Genomic DNA, 22917 nt, shown 5'->3' on the forward strand with positions numbered 1-22917 from the left:
CTACTGCGCCTCTCAGAGCTTGATCTCGATGTCAACGCCGGCCGGAAGGTCCAGGCGCATCAGCGAGTCAACGGTCTTGGGCGTCGGGTCGAGGATGTCGATCAGGCGCTTGTGCGTGCGCATCTCGAAGTGCTCGCGCGAGTCCTTGTACTTGTGCGGCGACTTGATGACGCAGTACACGTTCTTCTCGGTGGGGAGCGGCACCGGGCCCGCGACCGACGCACCAGTACGGGTCACCGTCTCGACGATCTTCTTCGCCGACGTGTCGATGACCTCGTGGTCGTAGGCCTTGAGCCGGATGCGGATCTTCTGTCCCGCCATGGCTACTTCGTAGTCCTGTCTCTCGTAACGCTCTGGGACCCGGTACGTTGCCGTTCATCCACCGACCCACGCGGTCGGGCGTGTCGCGCTCCTTCCCGCAGATCCCCGCAAGGGCGATCCTTCGAGAAGGAAAACGTGGGGGATGAACACCCACCGGGCGCCTGGCTGAGGCACCCCGCTGCACTTCCCGGAAGATTCCCGTACTTCCACCCCTGATAAGAGGTGACGAATACCTAGGACTCGCTTCCAGTCCCCCCGGCGGGAGGCGCGCAGCATCGGCACTCAACCGAGCAACCTGGACAGTGTGCCACATGACCGGCGGGCGCCGCCAATCAAGCGGGAGATCGTACACCGCATCCCGCCCGCCCGTCTGCACGACCCCCACTACGACGCGCCGCGGCAGGTCAGCACGTGTGCGACGTCACACCGCCGCCCCCACCCGCCGGGCCGTCCCCGGCCGCTCAGGCCCGCGCCACCGCCCCCGGCCCCCGTACCGTGTCGCCTCCCGGGGCCGGCTCCGACGGGTCCGTGCCGAGGGCGACGATGCGGTTGTCCGCGTCCACGTGGACGACGCGCGGGCGCAGCGTCCTGGCCTCGGCGTCGTCCACCTGGGCGTAGCTGATGAGGATCACCAGGTCCCCGGGGTGCACGAGGTGCGCGGCGGCGCCGTTGATGCCGAGAACGCCCGAGCCGCGCTCGCCTTCGATGATGTACGTCTCCAGGCGCGCGCCGTTGGTGATGTCGACGATGTGGACGAGTTCGCCGGGGAGCAGGTCGGCGGCGTCCAGGAGGTCGGCGTCGACCGTCACCGAGCCGACGTAGTGCAGGTCCGCCTGGGTCACGGTGGCCCGGTGGATCTTGGACTTGAACATGGTGCGCAGCATGGCGTCACTCCTGGTGAAAAGGGTCGCGTCCCCAGGGCGGGGTACGCGCCGGCCCGCCCATGCTAGGCAACCGGCCCCCCGGAGCAGAAGGCCCTACGGGGCCGAGGAGGCCCTCAGGGGCCGCCCAGGCGCCCCGGGAGACGCGAGAAGCCCCGCCCACCCAAGAAGGTGGACGGGGCTTCTCTGAGCGCTCAGAAGAGCTGCCGGGTCTCCCCGACCGTCAAACTACTTGACGATCTTGGTGACCTGGCCGGCGCCGACGGTCCGGCCACCCTCACGGATGGCGAACTTCAGGCCCTCCTCCATGGCGACCGGCTGGATCAGCTGGACCGACATCTCGGTGTTGTCGCCCGGCATGACCATCTCGGTGCCCTCGGGGAGGGTCACAACACCGGTCACGTCAGTCGTACGGAAGTAGAACTGCGGACGGTAGTTGTTGAAGAACGGCGTGTGGCGGCCACCCTCGTCCTTGGACAGGATGTAGGCCTGCGCCTCGAACTCGGTGTGCGGGGTGACCGAGCCCGGCTTGATGATGACCTGGCCGCGCTCGACGTCCTCGCGCTTGATGCCGCGGAGCAGCAGACCGACGTTCTCACCGGCCTGGCCCTCGTCGAGCAGCTTCCGGAACATCTCGATGCCGGTGACCGTGGTGGTGGTCTTCTCGGTCTTGATGCCGATGATGTCGACGGTCTCGTTGACCTTGAGGACACCACGCTCGATACGACCGGTGACAACGGTGCCACGGCCGGTGATCGTGAAGACGTCCTCGATCGGCATCAGGAACGGCTTGTCGACGTCACGCTCGGGCTGCGGGATCGACTCGTCGACGGCCTTCATCAGGTCGAGGACGGACTTGCCCCACTCGGCGTCGCCCTCGAGCGCCTTGAGCGCCGAGACCTTGACGACCGGAACGTCGTCGCCCGGGAACTCGTACTCCGAGAGGAGCTCGCGGACCTCGAGCTCGACGAGCTCCAGGATCTCCTCGTCGTCCACCATGTCGGCCTTGTTCAGGGCGACAACGATGTAGGGCACGCCGACCTGGCGGGCCAGGAGCACGTGCTCCTTGGTCTGCGGCATCGGACCGTCGGTCGCGGCGACCACGAGGATCGCGCCGTCCATCTGGGCGGCACCGGTGATCATGTTCTTGATGTAGTCCGCGTGACCGGGGCAGTCAACGTGGGCGTAGTGACGGTTCTCCGTCTGGTACTCGACGTGCGCGATCGAGATGGTGATACCGCGCTGGCGCTCTTCGGGAGCCTTGTCGATCTGGTCGAAGGCCGAGGCCTCGTTCAGGTCCGGGTACGCGTCGTGCAGCACCTTGGTAATGGCGGCCGTGAGGGTCGTCTTACCGTGGTCGATGTGACCGATGGTGCCGATGTTGACGTGCGGCTTAGTCCGCTCGAACTTCGCCTTCGCCACTGGGGTCCTCCTGTGGAGTGGTTCTGTACGCCTTACTCATCGGCGCCAGGTGATCTTTGCTGGGGTGCCGGCTGCCGGGGGTCCACCCCGCGGGTGGCGGGGACGGACCCCGGCAGACGGTGTCAAGCCTAAAGCGTGTTCCGACTCGTGGGAGCCGGAGCTACTCGCCCTTGGCCTTCGCGATGATCTCCTCGGCGACGTTCCGCGGAACCTCGGCGTAGGAGTCGAACTGCATCGAGTAGCTTGCGCGACCCGAGGTCTTGCTGCGGAGGTCTCCGACGTAGCCGAACATCTCCGAGAGCGGAACCAGGCCCGTGACGAGCTTGGCGCCGTGGCGGTCCTCCATGGACTGGATCTGACCGCGACGCGAGTTGATGTCGCCGATGACGTCACCCATGTAGTCCTCGGGCGTCGTCACCTCGACCTTCATCATCGGCTCCAGCAGGGCCGGGCTGGCCTTGCGGGCGGCCTCCTTGAAGGCCATCGAACCGGCGATCTTGAAGGCCATCTCGGACGAGTCGACCTCGTGGAACGCACCGTCGAGCAGCGTCACCTTCACGCCGGTCAGCGGGTAGCCGGCGAGCACGCCGAACTCCATGGCCTCCTGGCAGCCCGCGTCCACGGACGGGATGTACTCCCGCGGGATACGGCCACCGGTGACCTTGTTCTCGAACTCGTACCCATCGCCCTCAAGCGGCGCGAGCGCGATCTGCACCTTCGCGAACTGGCCGGAACCACCAGTCTGCTTCTTGTGCGTGTAGTCCAGGCGCTCGACCGGCTTGCGCAGGGTCTCGCGGTACGCGACCTGCGGCTTGCCGACGTTGGCCTCGACCCGGAACTCGCGCTTCATGCGGTCGACCAGCACGTCGAGGTGCAGCTCGCCCATACCCGCGATGATGGTCTGACCGGTCTCCTCGTCCGTGTGGACCTGGAAGGACGGGTCCTCCTCGGCGAGACGCTGGATGGCGACACCCAGCTTCTCCTGGTCGCCCTTGGACTTGGGCTCGATCGCGACCTGGATGACCGGGGCCGGGAACTCCATCGACTCCAGGATGACCTGGTTCGACGGGTCGCAGAGGGTCTCACCGGTGGTGGTCTGCTTCAGACCCATGACGGCGACGATGTCACCGGCACCCACCGACTCGATCTCCTCACGCTTGTTCGCGTGCATCCGGTAGATCTTGCCGATGCGCTCCTTCTTGCCCTTCACCGAGTTGGTGACCTGCGAGCCGGCCTCAAGGCGGCCCGAGTACACCCGGATGAAGGTGAGCTTGCCCAGGTGGGGGTCGCTCGCGATCTTGAAGGCCAGCGCGGCCAGCGGCTCGTCCTCGGAGGGACGGCGCTTGATGACCTCGTCCGCGTCGTTGACGGCGTGGCCCTCGATGGCCTCGACGTCCAGCGGCGACGGGAGGTAGCGCACGACCGCGTCGAGCAGGGGCTGCACGCCCTTGTTCTTGAACGCGGTACCGCAGAACACGGGGGTGACGGTGGTGTCGCCGCCCTTGCCCGAGTTGATGGTGATGCGACGGATCGCCGCGTGCAGCTGGTCCGTGGTGGGCTCCTGGCCCTCCAGGTACAGCTCCATCATCTCTTCGTCGTTCTCGGCGACGGCCTCAAGGAGCTTGCCGCGCCACTCGTCGGCGGCCTCGGTGTGCGTGGCCGGGATGTCGACGGTGTCGTACATCTCGCCCTTGGCGGCCTCGGCGGACCAGACCAGCGCCTTCATGGAGACGAGGTCGATGACGCCCTTGAAGTCCGCCTCGGTGCCGATCGGCAGCTGCATCACGATCGGGGTCGCGCCGAGGCGGTCCACGATCATGTCGACGCAGCGGTGGAACTCCGCACCGGTGCGGTCGAGCTTGTTGACGAAGCAGATACGCGGCACGCCGTAGCGGTCCGCCTGACGCCAAACGGTCTCGGACTGCGGCTCAACACCGGCAACGCCGTCGAACACCGTCACGGCACCGTCGAGCACGCGCAGCGAACGCTCCACCTCGACGGTGAAGTCGACGTGGCCCGGGGTGTCGATGATGTTGATGGTGTGGTCGACGTCGTTCAGCGGCCAGTGGCAGGTCGTCGCGGCAGACGTGATCGTGATGCCGCGCTCCTGCTCCTGCTCCATCCAGTCCATCGTGGCAGCGCCGTCGTGGACCTCACCGATCTTGTAAGAAACACCGGTGTAGAACAGGATCCGCTCGGTGGTGGTCGTCTTGCCCGCGTCGATGTGGGCCATGATCCCAATGTTGCGGACCTTGGCCAGGTCAAGCGAAGTGGTAGCCATATCGGCTCAATCTTCTCTCGGTCTCGATGGGGGTAGCGACTACCAGCGGTAGTGCGCGAAGGCCTTGTTGGACTCGGCCATCTTGTGCGTGTCCTCACGCTTCTTGACCGAAGCGCCGAGGCCGTTCGAGGCGTCCAGCAGCTCGTTCATGAGGCGCTCGGTCATGGTCTTCTCGCGGCGGGCGCGGGAGTAGCCCACGAGCCAGCGCAGCGAGAGCGTGGCGGCGCGGCCGGGCTTGACCTCGACCGGGACCTGGTAGGTCGCGCCACCGACACGGCGGGACTTGACCTCAAGGGTCGGCTTGATGTTCTCCAGCGCGCGCTTCAGCGTGATGACCGGGTCGTTGCCGGTCTTCTCACGCAGACCCTCCATGGCGCCGTAAACGATGCGCTCGGCGGTGGAGCGCTTGCCGTTCAGCAGGACCTTGTTGATGAGGGAGGTCACCAGAGGAGAGCTGTAGACCGGGTCAATGATGACCGGGCGCTTCGGGGCGGGGCCCTTACGAGGCATTCTTACTTCTCCTTCTTGGCGCCGTAGCGGCTGCGAGCCTGCTTGCGGTTCTTGACGCCCTGCGTGTCGAGGGAGCCGCGGATGATCTTGTACCGAACACCCGGCAGGTCCTTCACACGGCCGCCACGCACGAGCACGATCGAGTGCTCCTGCAGGTTGTGGCCCTCACCCGGAATGTAAGCGGTGACCTCGATGCCGCTGGTCAGACGCACACGCGCGACCTTACGCAGGGCCGAGTTCGGCTTCTTCGGGGTGGTCGTGAAAACACGCGTGCAGACGCCGCGGCGCTGGGGCGAACCCTCCAGTGCGGGCGTCTTGTTCTTCTCGACCTTGTCCTGCCGGCCCTTGCGGACCAGCTGCTGGATCGTAGGCACCGTTTCTCCGGTTTCTGTGTGCCAGTCTCGGTAAAGCTAACCTGGAACAATCCCCGACCCACGCGGTCGGGTGTGTCGAATACTGCAGACCCCTCGCTGGAACGAGGACGGCGGCAGATTGCGGTGTCGAGACCCGGCTTCCGTGCGGACAAGTGCACGCACGACAGCCCGAGGACACCCCAGGCACAAGGTCAGAGCGTACCTACCGCATGGGCTGCGGTCAAAACAAATGCACACGCGAAGGACACGCCGGACTCCCCCGGCGCTGCGGCCACCGTAGTGCGATCAGGGGCCGTACGGAAGAAGGCTCCACGCCCGCGGCGCAAGCCGAGCGCCGCCGAACGGGTACTTCCGCACAACCACCCGACCGCCGCCTGAGAGGTCCGTCACACCCTAAGCACGGGAGATCATCGCCAGGGCGACGCAGCACAGGAACACGACCCAGAAACCGATCCCCAGCCACCCCAGGATCAGCCCGGCGACCGCCTGGCCGTCCCCGCGCTCCCCGCTCTGGCGGACCTCGGCCCGCGCCTTGTGCCCCAGGATCACCGCGGGAATCGCCGTCAGGCCCCACGTGACCGGGGTGAGGATGCCGCACACCAGCGAGCCGGTCGCCGCGCCGTTGGTCCGCGTGGGCGGCGGCATCTGCATCGGCATGAACGTCGCCGGCAGCGGCTGCCGGGGGGTGAACTGCGCTTGCGGAACCGGGCCCTGCGGCAGGTCCGCCACCAGCATCTGCAGCTCGGCATGGGTCTGTGCCTGATACGCGCGGCCGATCCGCTGCTCGTACTCCTGCTGCGCGAGCCGCCCCTCGGCGAACCCGGCCTTCAAGACGTCGACCGCACGCTCACGGTCGGCGTGCGAAGCACGCATCGCCGGAGCCTGGCCCGACGCCTGAGCCGGCTGCCCGCCCTGCCACGGCACAGGCTGCCACGACTGGTACGCCACTTGAGCACCTCCCCCACGTTAGGCAGTACACCCATCATTCAGTACGCGCCAGGAGATCGCACGGTTCCCCGAAGGCCGATTTCCGGCCGCCGCCCCGTCTCGTCCGCGCGGCACCGACTCCCGGAAACCGGCGGGCGGCCCTCCCCGAAACGCCGCAGGGCGGCCACCCCGGATGGGGTGACCGCCCTGCGTACAGCGCGCTACCAGGATTACTGGTTGTACGGACCGTAGTCGTAGTCCTCCAGCGGGACCGCCTGGCCGGAGCCGGTGCCGAAGGGCGAGTAGTCGATGTCGTCGTAACCGACGGCCGAGTACATCGCGGCCTTGGCCTCCTCGGTGGGCTCCACCCGGATGTTGCGGTAGCGGGACAGGCCCGTACCGGCCGGGATGAGCTTACCGATGATGACGTTCTCCTTGAGGCCGATCAGGGAGTCCGACTTGGCGTTGATCGCCGCGTCGGTGAGCACCCGGGTCGTCTCCTGGAAGGACGCCGCCGACAGCCAGGACTCGGTGGCCAGCGAAGCCTTGGTGATACCCATCAGCTGCGGACGGCCGGAGGCGGGGTGACCGCCCTCCTGGACCACGCGACGGTTCTCGCCCTCGAACTTCGTGCGCTCCACCAGCTCGCCCGGCAGCAGCTCCGCGTCGCCGGACTCGATGATCGTCACACGGCGCAGCATCTGCCGGATGATGATCTCGATGTGCTTGTCGTGGATCGCCACGCCCTGGTTGTTGTAGACCTTCTGGACCTCGCCGACCAGGTGGACCTGGACGGCCCGCTGGCCCAGGATGCGCAGCACGTCGTGCGGGTTGACGGCACCCACGGTCAGCGCCTGGCCGACCTCGACGTGGTCACCCTCGCCCACCAGCAGACGGGCACGCTTGGAGACGCCGTAAGCCGTCTCGTCGCTGCCGTCGTCCGGCGTGACGATGACCTTCTTGGTCTTCTCGGTCTCCTCGATCCGCACGCGGCCGGCGGCCTCGGAGATCGGGGCGACACCCTTGGGCGTACGGGCCTCGAAGAGCTCGACGACACGCGGCAGACCCAGGGTGATGTCGTCACCGGCCACACCACCGGTGTGGAAGGTACGCATCGTCAGCTGGGTGCCGGGCTCACCGATGGACTGGGCGGCGATGATGCCGACCGCCTCACCGATGTCGACCAGCTTGCCGGTGGCCAGCGAGCGGCCGTAGCAGTAGGCGCAGGTGCCGACCGCGGACTCACAGGTCAGGACCGAGCGGGTCTTGACCTCCTCGACGCCGTGCGCGACCAGCTGGTCGATGAGCACGTCGCCGAGGTCCACGTTCGCCGACGCGATGACCTTGCCGTCCACCACGACGTCCTCGGCCAGCATGCGCGCGTACACGCTGGACTCGACGTCGTCCGCCTTGCGCAGGACACCGTCGGCGCCCTTGCTGGCGATCCGCAGCTTGAGACCGCGCTCGGTGCCGCAGTCCTCCTCGCGGATGATGACGTCCTGGGAGACGTCGACCAGACGACGGGTGAGGTAACCCGAGTCGGCGGTACGCAGGGCGGTGTCCGCGAGACCCTTACGGGCACCGTGGGTGGAGATGAAGTACTCCAGCACGGACAGACCCTCGCGGAACGACGCCTTGATGGGCCGCGGGATGGTCTCGTTCTTCGCGTTCGACACCAGACCACGCATACCGGCGATCTGCCGCATCTGCATCATGTTTCCTCGGGCACCCGAGTCAACCATCATGAAGATGGGGTTCGTCTTGGGGAAGTTGTCGTTCATCGCCTCGGCGACCTCGTTGGTCGCCTTGGTCCAGATGTTGATCAGTTCCTGAGTGCGCTCGTCCTTGGTGATCAGACCGCGCTCGTACTGCTTCTGGACCTTCTCGTCCTGGGCCTCGTAGCCCGCGACGATGGCCTTCTTGGCCTCCGGCACGACGATGTCCGAGACCGCGACGGTGACACCGGAACGGGTCGCCCAGTGGAAACCGGCCGCCTTCAGGTTGTCGAGCGTCGCCGCCACGATGACCTTCGGGTAGCGCTCGGCCAGGTCGTTGACGATCGCGGAGAGCTGCTTCTTGCCCACCGAGTAGTCGACGAACGGGTAGTCCTCGGGCAGCAGCTCGTTGAAGAGCGCGCGGCCCAGGGTCGTACGCAGCCGGAAGCTGTCACCCTGCTGCCACTCGGGCTCGCCCTCTTCCTGCGCCGGCGGGGTCCAGCCGCGGGGCGGGACGGTGCCGATCGGGAAGCGGATGTCGACCTTCGCCTGGAGCGAGAGCTCCCGGTTGTCGAAGGCCATGATCGCCTCGGCGACCGAGCCGAAGGAGCGGCCCTCGCCGATGACCTTGCGCTCCGCCTCGTCGGTGGTGAGGAAGAACAGGCCCAGCACCATGTCCTGGGTCGGCATGGTGACCGGACGGCCGTCGGCCGGCTTGAGGATGTTGTTCGAGGACAGCATCAGGATGCGGGCCTCGGCCTGCGCCTCCGCGGACAGCGGCAGGTGCACGGCCATCTGGTCACCGTCGAAGTCCGCGTTGAACGCGGTGCACACGAGCGGGTGAATCTGAATGGCCTTGCCCTCGACCAGCTGCGGCTCGAAGGCCTGGATGCCGAGGCGGTGCAGGGTGGGCGCACGGTTCAGCAGGACCGGGTGCTCCGCGATGACCTCTTCGAGGACGTCGTAGACGACCGTGCGGCCGCGCTCGACCATCCGCTTGGCGCTCTTGATGTTCTGCGCGTGGTTCAGGTCGACCAGGCGCTTCATCACGAACGGCTTGAAGAGCTCCAGCGCCATGGCCTTCGGCAGACCGCACTGGTGCAGCTTGAGCTGCGGACCGACGACGATCACGGAACGCGCGGAGTAGTCCACACGCTTGCCGAGCAGGTTCTGACGGAAACGGCCCTGCTTGCCCTTGAGCATGTCGCTCAGGGACTTGAGCGGGCGGTTGCCCGGGCCGGTGACCGGCCGGCCGCGGCGGCCGTTGTCGAACAGCGCGTCGACGGCCTCCTGCAGCATCCGCTTCTCGTTGTTCACGATGATCTCGGGGGCACCGAGGTCGAGGAGACGCTTGAGGCGGTTGTTGCGGTTGATCACACGGCGGTACAGGTCGTTCAGGTCGGAGGTCGCGAAGCGGCCACCGTCCAGCTGCACCATCGGACGCAGGTCCGGCGGGATGACCGGGATGCAGTCCAGCACCATGCCGTTGGGGCTGTTGCGGGTCTGCAGGAACGCGGAGACGACCTTGAGGCGCTTGAGCGCACGGGTCTTCTTCTGGCCCTTGCCGGTACGGATGATCTCGCGGAGCTTCTCGGCCTCTTCGTCGAGGTCGAAGGACTCCAGGCGCTTCTGGAGCGCGGCCGCGCCCATGCCGCCCATGAAGTACGTGCCGAAGCGGTCACGCAGCTCGCGGTAGAGCAGCTCGTCGCCCTCCAGGTCCTGGACCTTGAGGTTCTTGAAGCGGTTCCACACCTCGTCGAGACGGTCGATCTCGCGCTGCGCGCGGTCGCGCAGCTGCTTCATCTCACGCTCGGCGCCCTCGCGCACCTTGCGGCGCACGTCCGCCTTGGCGCCCTCGGCCTCCAGCTCGGCGAGGTCGGTCTCCAGCTTCTTGGCGCGGGCCTCGAGGTCCGCGTCGCGGCGCTGCTCGATCTGCTGGCGCTCGACGGAGACGTGCGCCTCCAGCGAGGGCAGGTCGCGCGTACGGCGCTCCTCGTCCACCCACGTGATCATGTAGGCGGCGAAGTAGATGACCTTTTCCAGGTCCTTCGGGGCGAGGTCGAGCAGGTAGCCCAGCCGCGACGGAACGCCCTTGAAGTACCAGATGTGCGTGACGGGGGCGGCCAGCTCGATGTGGCCCATCCGCTCACGGCGCACCTTGGCGCGAGTGACCTCGACGCCACAGCGCTCGCAGATGATGCCCTTGAACCGGACACGCTTGTACTTGCCGCAGTAGCACTCCCAGTCCCGGGTCGGACCGAAGATCTTCTCGCAGAAGAGCCCGTCCTTTTCCGGCTTGAGGGTGCGGTAGTTGATGGTCTCCGGCTTCTTGACCTCACCGTGGGACCACTGTCGGATGTCGTCCGCGGTCGCCAGGCCGATCCGCAGCTCGTCGAAGAAGTTGACGTCGAGCACTGTCGTCAATCCCTCTTTCAGGGTCGTGCCCTTCGCGTAAGCGAAAAAATGGGCTCTACATCATGGTCTGTACGGGTCCGGGGCGACCGGGGCTCCTCGGGAAAGGAGCCCCGGCCAGGCCCGTCAGACCTCTTCGACGCTGCTCGGCTCGCGCCGGGACAGGTCGATACCGAGCTCCTCCGCGGCGCGGAAGACATCCTCGTCCGTGTCGCGCATCTCGATGGACATGCCGTCCGAGGACAGCACCTCCACGTTCAGGCAGAGCGACTGCATTTCCTTGATGAGCACCTTGAAGGACTCGGGAATGCCGGGCTCGGGGATGTTCTCGCCCTTGACGATGGCCTCGTAGACCTTCACGCGGCCGGTCACGTCGTCGGACTTGATCGTCAGCAGCTCCTGGAGGGCGTACGCGGCGCCGTAAGCCTCCAGCGCCCACACCTCCATCTCACCGAAGCGCTGGCCACCGAACTGGGCCTTACCACCCAGCGGCTGCTGGGTGATCATCGAGTACGGACCGGTCGAACGCGCGTGCAGCTTGTCGTCGACCAGGTGGTGGAGCTTCAGGATGTACATGTACCCGACCGAGATCGGGTCCGGGAACGGCTCACCGGAACGGCCGTCGAACATCCGGGCCTTGCCGGTGTCCTTGACCATCCGCTCGCCGTCGCGGTTCGGCAGCGTGGAGTCGAACAGACCGGCGAGCTCGTCCTCGCGCGCACCGTCGAAGACCGGGGTCGCGACGTTGGTGCGGGGCGCGACCTCGTCGGCGCCGATCGCCTGGAGACGCTTCTGCCAGTCCGCGTCGCCCTCGACCTTCCAGCCCTGGCTGGCGAGCCAGCCGAGGTGGATCTCCAGGACCTGTCCCGGGTTCATTCGGGACGGGACACCCAGCGGGTTGAGGATGATGTCGACCGGGGTGCCGTCCTCCAGGAACGGCATGTCCTCGACCGGCAGGATCTTGGAGATGACGCCCTTGTTGCCGTGGCGGCCGGCGAGCTTGTCACCGTCGGTGATCTTGCGCTTCTGCGCCACGTAGACGCGGACCAGCTGGTTCACGCCCGGGGGCAGCTCGTCGCCCTCTTCGCGGTCGAAGACGCGGACGCCGATGACCTTGCCGATCTCGCCGTGCGGGACCTTGAGCGAGGTGTCACGGACCTCACGGGCCTTCTCGCCGAAGATGGCGCGCAGCAGGCGCTCCTCGGGGGTCAGCTCGGTCTCGCCCTTGGGCGTGACCTTGCCGACGAGGATGTCGCCGGCGACGACCTCGGCACCGATACGGATGATGCCGCGCTCGTCGAGGTCCGAGAGGACCTCCTCGGAGACGTTCGGGATGTCCCGGGTGATCTCCTCGGGGCCCAGCTTGGTGTCCCGGGCGTCGACCTCGTGCTCCTCGATGTGGATCGAGGACAGGACGTCGTCCTGCACGAGGCGCTGCGACAGGATGATCGCGTCCTCGTAGTTGTGGCCCTCCCAGGGCATGAAGGCGACGAGCAGGTTCTTGCCCAGCGCCATCTCGCCCTCGTCGGTGGAGGGACCGTCGGCGAGCACCTGGCCCACGACGACGCGCGCGCCCTCGTCCACGACGACCTTCTGGTTGAAGGAGGTGCCCTGGTTGGAGCGGGTGAACTTGGCGACGCGGTACGTGGTGTACGTGCCGTCGTCGTTGGCGACGGTGATGTAGTCCGCGGAGACCTCCTGGACCACACCGTCCTTCTCGGCCTTGATGACGTCGCCGGCGTCGACCGCGCAGCGGTACTCCATGCCGGTGCCGACCAGCGGGGCCTCCGCCTTGATCAGCGGCACGGCCTGGCGCATCATGTTCGATCCCATGAGCGCGCGGTTGGCGTCGTCGTGCTCCAGGAAGGGGATCATGGCGGTCGCGGCCGACACCATCTGGCGCGGCGAGACGTCCATGTAGTCCACGTCCTCGCGGGCGGCGAGGTCGACCTCGCCACCGCGGCGGCGGCACATCACGCGGCCCTCGGCGAACTGCATGTCGTCGGTGAGCGGCGCGTTGGCCTGCGCGATGAGGAAGCGGTCCTCCTCGTCGGCGGTCAGGTAGTCGACCTGCTCGGTGACCCGGCCGTCGACGACCTTGCGGTACGGCGTCTCGATGAAGCCGAAGACGTTGACGCGGCCGTACGAGGCGAGCGAACCGATCAGACCGATGTTCGGGCCTTCGGGCGTCTCGATCGGGCACATGCGGCCGTAGTGCGAGGGGTGCACGTCACGGACGTCCAGGCCGGCCCGCTCACGGGACAGACCACCGGGGCCCAGCGCGGACAGCCGGCGCTTGTGGGTCAGGCCCGACAGCGGGTTGGTCTGGTCCATGAACTGGGACAGCTGGCTGGTGCCGAAGAACTCCTTGATGGAGGCGACGACCGGCCGGATGTTGATCAGGGTCTGCGGCGTGATCGCCTCGACGTCCTGGGTGGTCATGCGCTCGCGCACGACGCGCTCCATACGGGCGAGACCCGTACGGACCTGGTTCTGGATCAGTTCGCCGACGTTGCGCAGACGGCGGTTGCCGAAGTGGTCGATGTCGTCGGTCTCGACGACGATCTCCGTGCCGTTCTCGCCGATCGTCTCGGTCTCGCCCGCGTGGAGCTTGACCAGGTACTTGATCGTGGCGATGACGTCGTCGGTGGTCAGCACGCCGGCGTCCAGCGGCTCGTCGCCGCCGAGCTTCTTGTTGACCTTGTAGCGGCCGACCTTCGCGAGGTCGTAGCGCTTCGGGTTGAAGTAGAGGTTCTCCAGCAGCGTCTGCGCGGCCTCGCGCGTCGGCGGCTCGCCCGGACGCAGCTTGCGGTAGATGTCGAGCAGCGCGTCGTCCTGGCCCTGGGTGTGGTCCTTCTCCAGGGTGGCGCGCATCGACTCGTACTCGCCGAACTCTTCGAGGATCTGCTCGGTCGTCCAGCCGAGGGCCTTGAGGAGGACGGTCACGGACTGCTTGCGCTTGCGGTCGATGCGCACGCCGACCATGTCGCGCTTGTCGATCTCCATCTCGAGCCAGGCACCCCGGGACGGGATGATCTTGGCCGTGAAGATGTCCTTGTCGGACGTCTTGTCGATCTGGCTGTCGAAGTAGACGCCCGGCGAGCGGACCAGCTGCGAGACGACGACACGCTCGGTGCCGTTGATGCAGAAGGTGCCCTTGTTGGTCATGAGCGGGAAGTCGCCCATGAAGACCGTCTGGGACTTGATCTCGCCGGTCTCGTTGTTGGTGAACTCAGCCGTGACGAAGAGCGGGGCCGCGTACGTGAAGTCGCGCTCCTTGCACTCGTCGATGGAGTTCTTCGGGGGCTCGAATCGGTGGTCGCGGAACGTCAGCGACATCGACCCGGAGAAGTCCTCGATCGGGGAGATCTCTTCGAAGATCTCCTCCAGACCGGACTTGGTGGGGACGTCCTGACCACTTTCCAGCGCAGCCTCGACGCGACCCTTCCATGCGGCATTGCCGAGCAGCCAGTCGAAGCTTTCGGTCTGCAGCGCAAGGAGGTTCGGAACCCCGAGGGGCTCCTTGATCTTCGCAAAAGAGATGCGCAGCGGGGCGGTGCTGTCGCCGTTGTTCGTATTGGCAGTCGAGGCGTTGCGCGAGGCGGCCAAGAGGGGGTCCTTCCGAGGGCTCGGACTCACTACGCGCGTACCGGTCCCGAACCGAACACACCGGAGGAAAGGCCCAGGTCAGGGCGGATCAGTCGGCATTGCTCGGGCTCGGGTATGCCCCTGGTGACGGGCAGGGAGCAGCTAACAGGCAGCGCAAAGGGTCAGTGTAGCCACTCGGCACACTGATGTCCAGAGCGAGTTTCCGGAGACCGGTCCAGCACCGTGATACCGATCTTCTCCCTCCGGGAGGTGGCACCCTCCGTGACGGAGGAACCCCTCGTTGTTCTTCTCAACGCCCAACGTCTTATGCCTGCCGCAAGCCGTGCGCCAACAGGCGCACACCGATGCTTCCCTCTTCGACGGCGATCCATGCCTCGAACCCGGATCGCTTCTGTCGTCGCGTCCTGAGAATTGCGCGCTGCGTGCGGTTCGTCAAGGCCCCCCACCCGCTGGAAGATCGTCACGGGGTGCACGGGGCCGGGCAACGAAGATCACCATACTCGCACGGAAGGGCGGGGTGGCGCAGCCGCGGCCAGAACGCCCGAAGGCGACCACCCGCATGGGTGATCGCCTTCAGGTTTGTGAAGAGTCAGCAGACTCGCGAGGTCACTTGACCTCGACGGAGGCGCCGGCGCCCTTGAGGGCCTCGGCGGCCTTCTCCGCGGCGTCCTTGGCGACCTTCTCGAGGACCGGCTTCGGGGTGCCGTCCACGAGGTCCTTGGCCTCCTTCAGACCCAGGGAGGTCAGCTCGCGCACGACCTTGATGACCTGGATCTTCTTGTCGCCGGCACCGGTGAGGATGACGTCGAACTCGTCCTGCTCCTCGGCGGCAGCAGCGTCGCCGCCACCCTGGGCCGGGCCGGCAACGGCGATGGCGGCCGGGGCGGCAGCCTCGACGTCGAACTTCTCCTCGAACTTCTTCACGAAGTCGGAGAGCTCGATGAGGGTCATCTCCTCGAACTGGGCCAGCAGTTCGTCCTGGGTGAGCTTCGCCATGGTGGCGGTCCTTCCACTAATTCGGCTGGTGCCGGATGTACATTGCGGCGGGCGTGCTGAGCAGACGTGCCCGCTGGACTGCGGAGTGGTTACTCCGCCGCCTCGGCGGGAGCCGGCTCACCGGCACCGCCCTGCTCGACCTTGCTGCGAAGAGCTTCCGCGGTGCGGACCATCTTCGTGAGCGGGGCCTGGAAGGTCGCCGCGGCCTTGGCCATGGACGCCTTCATGCCACCCGCCAGCTTGGCGAGCAGAACCTCGCGGGACTCGAGGTCCGCAAGCTTCTTGATCTCGTCGGCGGACAGCGCCTTGCCTTCAAGGACACCGCCCTTGATGACGAGAGAGGGGTTCTCCTTGGCGAAGTCACGAAGACCCTTCGCCGCCTCGACCGGGTCACCGGTCACGAAGGCGACAGCCGTCGAGCCCTTGAGGTGCTCGTCCAGCGTGATCCCGGCCTCAGTGGCCGCAATCTTGGTCAGCGTGTTCTTCACCACACGGTACTGAGCGTTGTCACCGAGCGAACGGCGCAGCTGCTTGAGCTGAGCGACGGACAGTCCGGTGTACGCGGTCACAACAGCGGCGTTGGAGTTACGGAGCTTCTCCGTGATCTCCTCGACGGCTGCGACCTTGTCGGGCCTCGCCATGAGCCTCGGCCTCCTTCCGGGTGATGAGGACCGCGCAGAAGGGGCTGGGCAAAACAAACGCCCCGGCGCAAGCGCACGGGGCATGGCTCAACCGGGCGAAACGGAGTTCTTCCGGGAGTTCTTCCTCGTCCACCTGCGCAGGCCGTCCGCAGCTAGCGGATCCTTCGGCCACCACACGCCCGTAAAGGCGCGCAGAGACAACCAGCGGTCTTTGGCTTCTCCGCTACGGTACGCGAACGGCCTAGGCCAGGCAAATCCGGTCACCGGCACCGGTGTGCTCGGCGTCAGCCCGCCAGGCCGCCGGCGGCACCTGCGCCCGCGCCTGCGCCCGCCTTGCCGCCGTCCGTGGTCTGCGAGGCCGGCGGCTCCTGGACGGTGACCTTGGTGCCGTAGTCGGAGTAGAAGGCGGTGCTCTCCGAGCCGCCCATGTCGCTCTGGGACTTCTCGGTCTTCTTGACGAGCAGGTTGTCCGGACCGATCCACAGGTCGATCGTCTGGCTCGTCGTACCGTTCTTCTTGAGCGTCTCCTCCAGCGCCTTCAAGTCCTTCTGGCTGAGGTTCCGGGACGCCTGCATGCGGGCCAGCTCGCCCACCTCGTAGGTGGCGGTGTAATGGGTCGCCCGGACGCCGCGCACGTCCTCCGTACCGGCCTTCTCGGCCTTGCCCGAGGCGATGACCAGGGCCATGGCGCGCGTCGGGTTGTTGTTCTGCGCCTGGTCCTTCATCAGCGCGCCGAGCGCGGACTGCTTGGCCATCGCGTTGTAGTCGTACTTGAGCCACGGCTTGTCGCGGAGCCCGAAATTGACGTACACCGCCTCAGGAGTCGTCACGGTCTTGACGGGCTTGCCGCCGCCCGGCCCCGCCGCGCCCCCCTGCGGGGACATCTCGGCCTGCGCGCGGATGCCCTCGGACCAGTCCATCGCGCCCTTGACGGACATCGTCACCTTGCCCAGCCTGTTCGTCCCGTCGAACTTGGCCGAGGTCTTCGCGCCGGTCTTCTCGGCGGCCGTCCGCAGGGCCGCGGCGGCCGCCTGGACCGGCGATCTGCCGCCCGCCGCCTTGTCGCCGCCCGCCTTGCCGCCACCGTCCTTGTCACCGCAGGCGGTGAGGCCGGCCATCATGACGATCCCGGCCACGACCGCGGTGATGCGCGCCGTACGCATGTGCTGCTCCCCCGTTGTAGATCACCTTCACGACTGCAAGCGAGGGTAGTGCAGGGGGGTGACAGCGCCCTGGCGGGGCCGCGCGGACCGCCGGGGCCGGCTGCCCGGGCGCACGCGAAGGGCCCCGCACCTCGGTGAGGTGCGGGGCCCGACTACGCGTACGCGCGTGCCTGCCGTCAGACTCAGACGGCGAGCACGTCCTCCTCGACGAGGAGGTTGCGGGTGCGGTTGGCGTCGACCGGAACGCCGGGGCCCATCGTGGTGCTGATGGTGGCCTTCTTGATGTAGCGGCCCTTGGCGGCGGACGGCTTGAGGCGGTTGATCTCCTCGAGCGCCGCGGCGTAGTTCTCCACCAGCTTGGCGTCGTCGAAGGACACCTTGCCGATGATGAAGTGGAGGTTCGCGTGCTTGTCCACGCGGAACTCGATCTTGCCGCCCTTGATGTCGGTGACAGCCTTGGCGACGTCCGGGGTGACGGTGCCGGTCTTCGGGTTCGGCATCAGACCACGGGGACCGAGCACGCGGCCGAGGCGGCCGACCTTGCCCATGAGGTCCGGCGTGGCGACGACGGCGTCGAAGTCCAGGCGGCCCTTGGCGACCTCGTCGATCAGTTCGTCGGAGCCGACGATGTCGGCGCCCGCGGCTTCCGCGGCCGCAGCACGGTCGCCGGTCGCGAAGACCAGGACCCGGGCGGTCTTACCGGTGCCGTGCGGAAGGTTCACGGTGCCACGGACCATCTGGTCGGCCTTGCGCGGGTCGACGCCCAGACGCATGGCGACCTCGACGGTCGCGTCGAACTTGGCCGGGGAGGTCTCCTTGGCCAGACGGACGGCCTCGAGCGGGGCGTACTGACGCTCCCGGTCGATCTTCGCGTCCGCGTTGCGAAGATTCTTGCTGCGCTTCACTGCTGCTCCTGAGTGGTGGCGATGGAGTCGTGGTACGGGCCAGCGCCTGGCCCTGCCACGTGCCCCTGTCGGAATGCGGCGGGTGCCGCGGGGCTACTGCGGGGTGGCTGTCAGCCCTCGACCGTGATGCCCATGGAACGGGCGGTGCCGGCGATGATCTTCGACGCGGCGTCCAGGTCGTTGGCGTTCAGGTCGGGCATCTTGGTGGTGGCGATCTCGCGGACCTGGTCGGCCGTGATCTTGGCGACCTTGGTCTTGTGCGGCTCGCCGGAGCCCTTCTCCACGCCCGCGGCCTTCAGGATCATCTTCGAGGCCGGCGGGGTCTTGGTGATGAAGGTGAAGGAACGGTCTTCGTAGACCGTGATCTCCACCGGGATGACCCAACCGCGCTGCGACTCGGTCGCGGCGTTGTAGGCCTTGCAGAACTCCATGATGTTGACGCCGTGCTGGCCCAGCGCGGGGCCGACCGGCGGGGCCGGGTTTGCGGCACCGGCCTGGATCTGGAGCTTGATGAGCCCCGTGACCTTCTTCTTCTTGGGAGGCATGCTCTCTCCGGGTCCTAGTGAGAGGTTTTCGCCAGACCATCCGGTCATCCGGATGGAGGCATACCGCACAACGATAACGGGTATGGAGGTGCGGCCAAAAACCGAGCAGGTCAGACGGTCCCCGAGGGGCTCGCCTGACCTGTTCGGAAGCGGTTGTTCCAGAAGTGTCAGTTCTTCTGGATCTGGTCGAAGCTCAGCTCGACCGGGGTCTCGCGGCCGAAGATCTCGACGAGGCCCTTGACCTTCTTCGAGTCGGCGTTGATCTCGTTGATCGTGGCCTGCAGCGTGGCGAACGGGCCGTCGGTGACGGTGACCGAGTCGCCCACCTCGAAGTCCAGCACCTGGACCTCGACCTTGCGGGACGGAGCCGGCTTGCCCTCGGCCTCGGCGGCCTCCTTGGCGGCCTTCTCCTCGGCCTCCGGGGCGAGCATCTTGACGATCTCGTCCAGGGTCAGCGGGTACGGGTCGTAGGCGTTGCCCACGAAGCCGGTGACGCCGGGCGTGTTGCGCACGACGCCCCAGGACTCGTTCGTCAGGTCCATGCGCACGAGCACGTAGCCCGGGAGCTTGTTCTGGCGGACGTTCTTGCGCTCGCCGTTCTTGATCTGGACGATCTCTTCCTCGGGGACCTCGGCCTGGTAGATGAAGTCCTCGACGTTGAGCGAGACGGCGCGCTGCTCCAGGTTGGCCTTCACGCGCTTCTCGTAGCCCGCGTAGGTGTGGATCACGTACCACTCGCCCGGCAGGGTGCGCAGCTCCTCGCGGAGCGCGGCGATCGGGTCGACCGGCTCGGCCTCGTCCTCGTCGGTCTCCGCCTCGCCGGCGGCCTCGTCCTCGGCCTCGACGGCCTCGGCAGCCTCGTCGTCGGTCTCGACGTTCACCGCGGCCTCTTCGGCGGGCTCGCCCGCCTCGGCGTCCTCGGTGTCGAGCTCGTCGGCCGCGTCGGCGCCCTCGACGATCTCGCGGGCGCCCTCTTCGTCGGCAAGCGCCGCAGCGTCGCCCTCGACCTCGGCCGAGGCAGCCGCGTCAACGTCGGCCGCTGCCGTCTCGACGGAGTCGGCGGCGTCGTTCAGGTTCGGGTCAGACACGGTGGCTGCTTCTTCCTGGCTTCAAGGGGTTGAACATGCAAAGGGGCGCCCGCTCAGGCGCCCTTCGCGGGATCAGCCGAAGACGTACTTGACGGCCTCGTTGAATCCCAAGTCAATCACGGTTACGAGACCGATGACGATGACGACGAAGACGATCACCACGGTGGTGTACGTGGAAAGCTGGCCTCTGGTGGGCCAGACGACCTTGCGGAGCTCGGCGATGATCTGCCGGTAGAAGAGAGCGAGGCGCGCGAACGGGCCCTTCTTGCCGCGCTTGCCGCCGCGGCGGGGCTTCTTCGAGTCCGTGGCCTCGTCTTCGGAACGACCGCGCTCAGGCATGTCGATGGAGCCCAGGGCGTCCGTCACTCGTCCTCACCTGAATCCGGGTCGTTGGCCGTGCCGCGCCCGGTAGAGCCGCACGGCGGTGCATTTCAGTACGTACGCGTGCACGCGCCTCGGTGATGAGTGCGTGTAGCAGGGCCGGAGGGACTTGAACCCCCAACCGCTGGTTTTGGAGACCAGTGCTCTACCAATTGAGCTACGACCCTTTGTGGTTCCCCCAACCTACCGCATGCCGACCGGTGCACCAGGTGCGTGGCCGGTTGCGCCCTGTTGGGAGCCAACGGTCAGCGAGTGTACGTGCTTCCCGTCCCGGCGTCGAACAGAAAGCCCCGAGGCGGTGCCTTCAAACCCGTGTGCCCGCCCCGTGGCGGGTCTGGGACCATGCAGTACATGAGCGCTGCTACTCCTCCCGCACAGTCCCCCGCCGACCGTCGGGTGTCGGCCCGCGTCGGGGCCATCTCCGAGTCCGCGACCCTCGCCGTGGACGCCAAGGCCAAGGCCCTCAAGGCCGCCGGGCGCCCGGTGATCGGCTTCGGCGCCGGCGAGCCCGACTTCCCCACGCCCGGCTACATCGTCGAGGCGGCCGTCGAGGCGTGCCGCAACCCGAAGTACCACCGCTACACCCCGGCCGGCGGCCTGCCCGAGCTGAAGGACGCCATCGCCGCGAAGACGCTGCGCGACTCGGGCTACGCGGTCGAGGCGGCGAACGTGCTGGTCACCAACGGTGGCAAGCAGGCGATCTACGAGGCGTTCGCGGCGATCCTGGACCCGGGCGACGAGGTCATCGTGCCGGCCCCCTACTGGACCACCTACCCGGAGTCGATCCGGCTGGCGGGCGGCGTGCCGGTGGACGTGGTAGCCGACGAGACCACCGGCTACCGGGTGACCGTGGAGCAGCTGGAGGCGGCCCGTACGGACCGCACGAAGGTGCTGCTGTTCGTGTCGCCGTCGAACCCGACCGGCGCGGTCTACACCCGCGAGCAGGTCGAGGCGGTGGGCCGCTGGGCCGCCGAGCACGGCCTGTGGGTCCTGACGGACGAGATCTACGAGCACCTGGTCTACGGCGACGCCGAGTTCTCCTCGCTGCCGGTGGTCGTGCCGGAGCTGCGCGAGAAGTGCATCATCGTCAACGGCGTGGCGAAGACGTACGCGATGACCGGCTGGCGGGTGGGCTGGGCCATCGGCCCGAAGGACGTGATCAAGGCCGCGGCGAACCTCCAGTCGCACGCCACCTCCAACGTCTCGAACGTGGCGCAGGCGGCGGCCATCGCCGCGGTCTCCGGTGACCTGGACGCCGTCGAGGAGATGAAGGTCGCCTTCGACCGGCGCCGCAAGACGATGGTGCGGATGCTCAACGAGATCGAGGGCGTGCTGTGCCCCGAGCCGGAGGGCGCGTTCTACGCGTACCCGTCGGTCAAGGGCCTGCTCGGCAAGGAGATCCGGGGCAAGCGCCCGCAGACCAGCGTGGAGCTGGCCGAGCTGATCCTGGAGGAGGCCGAGGTCGCGGTCGTGCCGGGTGAGGCGTTCGGCACGCCGGGCTACCTGCGCCTGTCGTACGCGCTCGGTGACGAGGACCTGGTCGAGGGCATCACCCGCGTCCAGAACCTGCTGGCCGAGGCGAAGTAGCACCTGACGGCACGTGCCGCGGGCCCCGGGGCTTCCCCGGGGCCCGCATCTGCTTTCGGGCGGGCGCCCGTTCGGGAAAGGCCCTACCGGCGCGTCGGCCCCGTACGGCAAGATCCTGGGATGGAACGTGTACGCGATGTCCGGGCCCTCCCGAAGGCCCATCTGCACCTGCACTTCACGGGGTCGATGCGGCCCGCGACCCTGCTGGAGCTCGCCGACAAGTACGGCGTGCACCTGCCGGAGGCCCTTAAGGGCGGCGAGCCGCCGAAGCTGCGGGCCACCGACGAGCGCGGCTGGTTCCGCTTCCAGCGGCTGTACGACATCGCGCGCTCCTGCCTGCGCTCCCCGGAGGACATCAGGCGGCTGGTCAGGGAGGCCGCCGAGGAGGACGTACGGGACGGCTCGGGGTGGCTGGAGATCCAGGTCGACCCGACGTCGTACGCGCCGCGGCTGGGCGGGCTGATCCCCGCGCTGGAGATCATTCTGGACGCGGTGGACGCCGCCTCGCGGGAGACCGGCCTGGGCATACGCGTCCTGGTGGCCGCCAACCGCATGAAGCACCCCCTGGACGCCCGTACGCTGGCCCGGCTCGCGGTCCGGTACGCCGACCGCGGCGTGATCGGTTTTGGGCTCTCCAACGACGAACGTCGGGGTTTCGCCCGCGACTTCGACCGGGCCTTCGCCATCGCGCGCGACGGCGGTCTGCTGGCGGCGCCGCACGGCGGCGAGCTGTCGGGCCCTTCGAGCGTGCGGGACTGCCTGGACGACCTGCACGCGGCGCGCATCGGCCACGGCGTGCGGGCGGCGGAGGACCCCGCGCTGCTGCGGCGGCTGGCCGACCGCGGGGTGACCTGCGAGGTCTGCCCGGCGTCGAACGTGGCCCTGGGCGTCTACGAGAAGCCGGAGGACGTACCGCTGCGGACGCTGTACGACGCCGGTGTGCCGATGGCGCTGGGCGCCGACGACCCGCTGCTGTTCGGCTCGCGGCTGGCGGCCCAGTACGAGATCGCCCGGACCGCGCACGGCTTCTCGGACGCCGAACTGGCGGAGGTGGCCCGCCAGTCGGTGCGCGGCTCGCGGGCCCCGCAGGACGTACGGCAGAAGCTGCTGGCGGGCGTGGACGCATGGCTCCGGGAGGAGTGAGCGACGGCCCCCGCGC

Annotated in this window: 18 protein-coding genes and 1 tRNA gene; 2 read left to right on the plus strand and 17 right to left on the minus strand. The window is 67.6% G+C overall.

The window, feature by feature from the left end; translation table 11 throughout:
• Window positions 1–12: 12 nt before the first annotated feature.
• The 17 genes from rpsJ to ACH4OW_RS20005 all read right to left on the minus strand — a co-directional run bounded on the left by rpsJ (window position 13) and on the right by ACH4OW_RS20005 (window position 20338).
• Window positions 13–321 (minus strand): 30S ribosomal protein S10, encoded by a 309-nt coding sequence (rpsJ, locus tag ACH4OW_RS19925; protein WP_004571821.1) that lies wholly within the window; start codon window positions 319–321, stop codon window positions 13–15.
• Window positions 322–782: 461 nt separating this feature from the next.
• Complete coding sequence (panD, locus tag ACH4OW_RS19930; protein ID WP_360124526.1) at window positions 783–1205, minus strand: aspartate 1-decarboxylase; 423 nt, start codon at window positions 1203–1205, stop codon at window positions 783–785.
• Window positions 1206–1430: 225 nt separating this feature from the next.
• Entirely contained in the window at window positions 1431–2624 is a 1194-nt protein-coding gene (gene tuf, locus ACH4OW_RS19935) for an elongation factor Tu (protein WP_360124528.1), read from the minus strand.
• Between the two features lie 160 nt (window positions 2625–2784).
• Complete coding sequence (gene fusA, locus ACH4OW_RS19940) at window positions 2785–4905, minus strand: elongation factor G (RefSeq protein WP_360124531.1); 2121 nt, start codon at window positions 4903–4905, stop codon at window positions 2785–2787.
• 39 nt (window positions 4906–4944) lie between these two features.
• Entirely contained in the window at window positions 4945–5415 is a 471-nt protein-coding gene (rpsG, locus tag ACH4OW_RS19945; RefSeq protein ID WP_030017001.1) for a 30S ribosomal protein S7, read from the minus strand.
• A gap of 2 nt (window positions 5416–5417) precedes the next feature.
• The gene (gene rpsL, locus ACH4OW_RS19950; RefSeq protein ID WP_003948652.1) at window positions 5418–5789 is read right to left on the minus strand and encodes a 30S ribosomal protein S12; all 372 of its coding nucleotides are present in this window, start codon (window positions 5787–5789) and stop codon (window positions 5418–5420) included.
• Window positions 5790–6182: 393 nt separating this feature from the next.
• Entirely contained in the window at window positions 6183–6662 is a 480-nt protein-coding gene (locus ACH4OW_RS19955) for a DUF1707 and DUF4190 domain-containing protein (protein WP_360124534.1), read from the minus strand.
• A 284-nt stretch (window positions 6663–6946) separates the two neighbouring features.
• Window positions 6947–10846, minus strand: coding sequence for a DNA-directed RNA polymerase subunit beta' (locus ACH4OW_RS19960; RefSeq protein ID WP_360125002.1), 3900 nt, complete (start codon window positions 10844–10846; stop codon window positions 6947–6949).
• Between the two features lie 123 nt (window positions 10847–10969).
• Window positions 10970–14452 (minus strand): DNA-directed RNA polymerase subunit beta, encoded by a 3483-nt coding sequence (gene rpoB / locus ACH4OW_RS19965; RefSeq protein ID WP_360124537.1) that lies wholly within the window; start codon window positions 14450–14452, stop codon window positions 10970–10972.
• Between the two features lie 606 nt (window positions 14453–15058).
• Window positions 15059–15448, minus strand: a complete 390-nt coding sequence (rplL, locus tag ACH4OW_RS19970; RefSeq protein WP_360124540.1) for a 50S ribosomal protein L7/L12 — start codon at window positions 15446–15448, stop codon at window positions 15059–15061.
• A gap of 89 nt (window positions 15449–15537) precedes the next feature.
• A complete protein-coding gene (gene rplJ, locus ACH4OW_RS19975; protein WP_031003013.1) occupies window positions 15538–16089 on the minus strand; it encodes a 50S ribosomal protein L10 in 552 nt (183 codons plus the stop codon).
• 284 nt (window positions 16090–16373) lie between these two features.
• Window positions 16374–17252, minus strand: a complete 879-nt coding sequence (locus ACH4OW_RS19980) for a hypothetical protein (protein WP_398029282.1) — start codon at window positions 17250–17252, stop codon at window positions 16374–16376.
• Between the two features lie 182 nt (window positions 17253–17434).
• The gene (gene rplA / locus ACH4OW_RS19985) at window positions 17435–18157 is read right to left on the minus strand and encodes a 50S ribosomal protein L1 (RefSeq protein ID WP_360124546.1); all 723 of its coding nucleotides are present in this window, start codon (window positions 18155–18157) and stop codon (window positions 17435–17437) included.
• A gap of 110 nt (window positions 18158–18267) precedes the next feature.
• Entirely contained in the window at window positions 18268–18702 is a 435-nt protein-coding gene (gene rplK / locus ACH4OW_RS19990) for a 50S ribosomal protein L11 (protein WP_030262765.1), read from the minus strand.
• A gap of 167 nt (window positions 18703–18869) precedes the next feature.
• A complete protein-coding gene (nusG, locus tag ACH4OW_RS19995) occupies window positions 18870–19790 on the minus strand; it encodes a transcription termination/antitermination protein NusG (RefSeq protein ID WP_398029284.1) in 921 nt (306 codons plus the stop codon).
• Between the two features lie 72 nt (window positions 19791–19862).
• Window positions 19863–20156: a preprotein translocase subunit SecE gene (secE, locus tag ACH4OW_RS20000; protein WP_360124553.1), complete on the minus strand. Its 294-nt coding sequence runs from the start codon at window positions 20154–20156 to the stop codon at window positions 19863–19865.
• A gap of 109 nt (window positions 20157–20265) precedes the next feature.
• Window positions 20266–20338: transfer RNA gene (locus tag ACH4OW_RS20005), tRNA-Trp, on the minus strand.
• Window positions 20339–20522: 184 nt separating this feature from the next.
• Here ACH4OW_RS20005 and ACH4OW_RS20010 point away from each other — a divergent pair.
• Window positions 20523–21758 (plus strand): pyridoxal phosphate-dependent aminotransferase, encoded by a 1236-nt coding sequence (locus ACH4OW_RS20010; RefSeq protein ID WP_360124556.1) that lies wholly within the window; start codon window positions 20523–20525, stop codon window positions 21756–21758.
• Window positions 21759–21878: 120 nt separating this feature from the next.
• On the plus strand, window positions 21879–22901 hold the full coding sequence (locus ACH4OW_RS20015; protein ID WP_360124559.1) for an adenosine deaminase: 1023 nt from the start codon (window positions 21879–21881) through the stop codon (window positions 22899–22901).
• Window positions 22902–22917 lie beyond the last annotated feature (16 nt).

The organism is Streptomyces sp. NPDC017056 (genome assembly GCF_044332485.1).
In the GTDB taxonomy this organism is placed as follows: domain Bacteria; phylum Actinomycetota; class Actinomycetes; order Streptomycetales; family Streptomycetaceae; genus Streptomyces.

Excerpts from the sequence above, each read along its gene's own strand:
- rpsJ (WP_004571821.1), bottom strand. The coding sequence starts at position 321 with ATGGCGGGACAGAAGATCCGCATCCGGCTCAAGGCCTACGACCACGAG.
- panD (WP_360124526.1), bottom strand. The coding sequence starts at position 1,205 with ATGCTGCGCACCATGTTCAAGTCCAAGATCCACCGGGCCACCGTGACC.
- fusA (WP_360124531.1), bottom strand. The coding sequence starts at position 4,905 with ATGGCTACCACTTCGCTTGACCTGGCCAAGGTCCGCAACATTGGGATC.
- rpsG (WP_030017001.1), bottom strand. The coding sequence starts at position 5,415 with ATGCCTCGTAAGGGCCCCGCCCCGAAGCGCCCGGTCATCATTGACCCG.
- ACH4OW_RS19955 (WP_360124534.1), bottom strand. The coding sequence starts at position 6,662 with ATGCGTGCTTCGCACGCCGACCGTGAGCGTGCGGTCGACGTCTTGAAG.
- rplL (WP_360124540.1), bottom strand. The coding sequence starts at position 15,448 with ATGGCGAAGCTCACCCAGGACGAACTGCTGGCCCAGTTCGAGGAGATG.
- rplJ (WP_031003013.1), bottom strand. The coding sequence starts at position 16,089 with ATGGCGAGGCCCGACAAGGTCGCAGCCGTCGAGGAGATCACGGAGAAG.
- ACH4OW_RS19980 (WP_398029282.1), bottom strand. The coding sequence starts at position 17,252 with ATGCGTACGGCGCGCATCACCGCGGTCGTGGCCGGGATCGTCATGATG.
- rplK (WP_030262765.1), bottom strand. The coding sequence starts at position 18,702 with ATGCCTCCCAAGAAGAAGAAGGTCACGGGGCTCATCAAGCTCCAGATC.
- ACH4OW_RS20010 (WP_360124556.1), top strand. The coding sequence starts at position 20,523 with ATGAGCGCTGCTACTCCTCCCGCACAGTCCCCCGCCGACCGTCGGGTG.
- ACH4OW_RS20015 (WP_360124559.1), top strand. The coding sequence starts at position 21,879 with ATGGAACGTGTACGCGATGTCCGGGCCCTCCCGAAGGCCCATCTGCAC.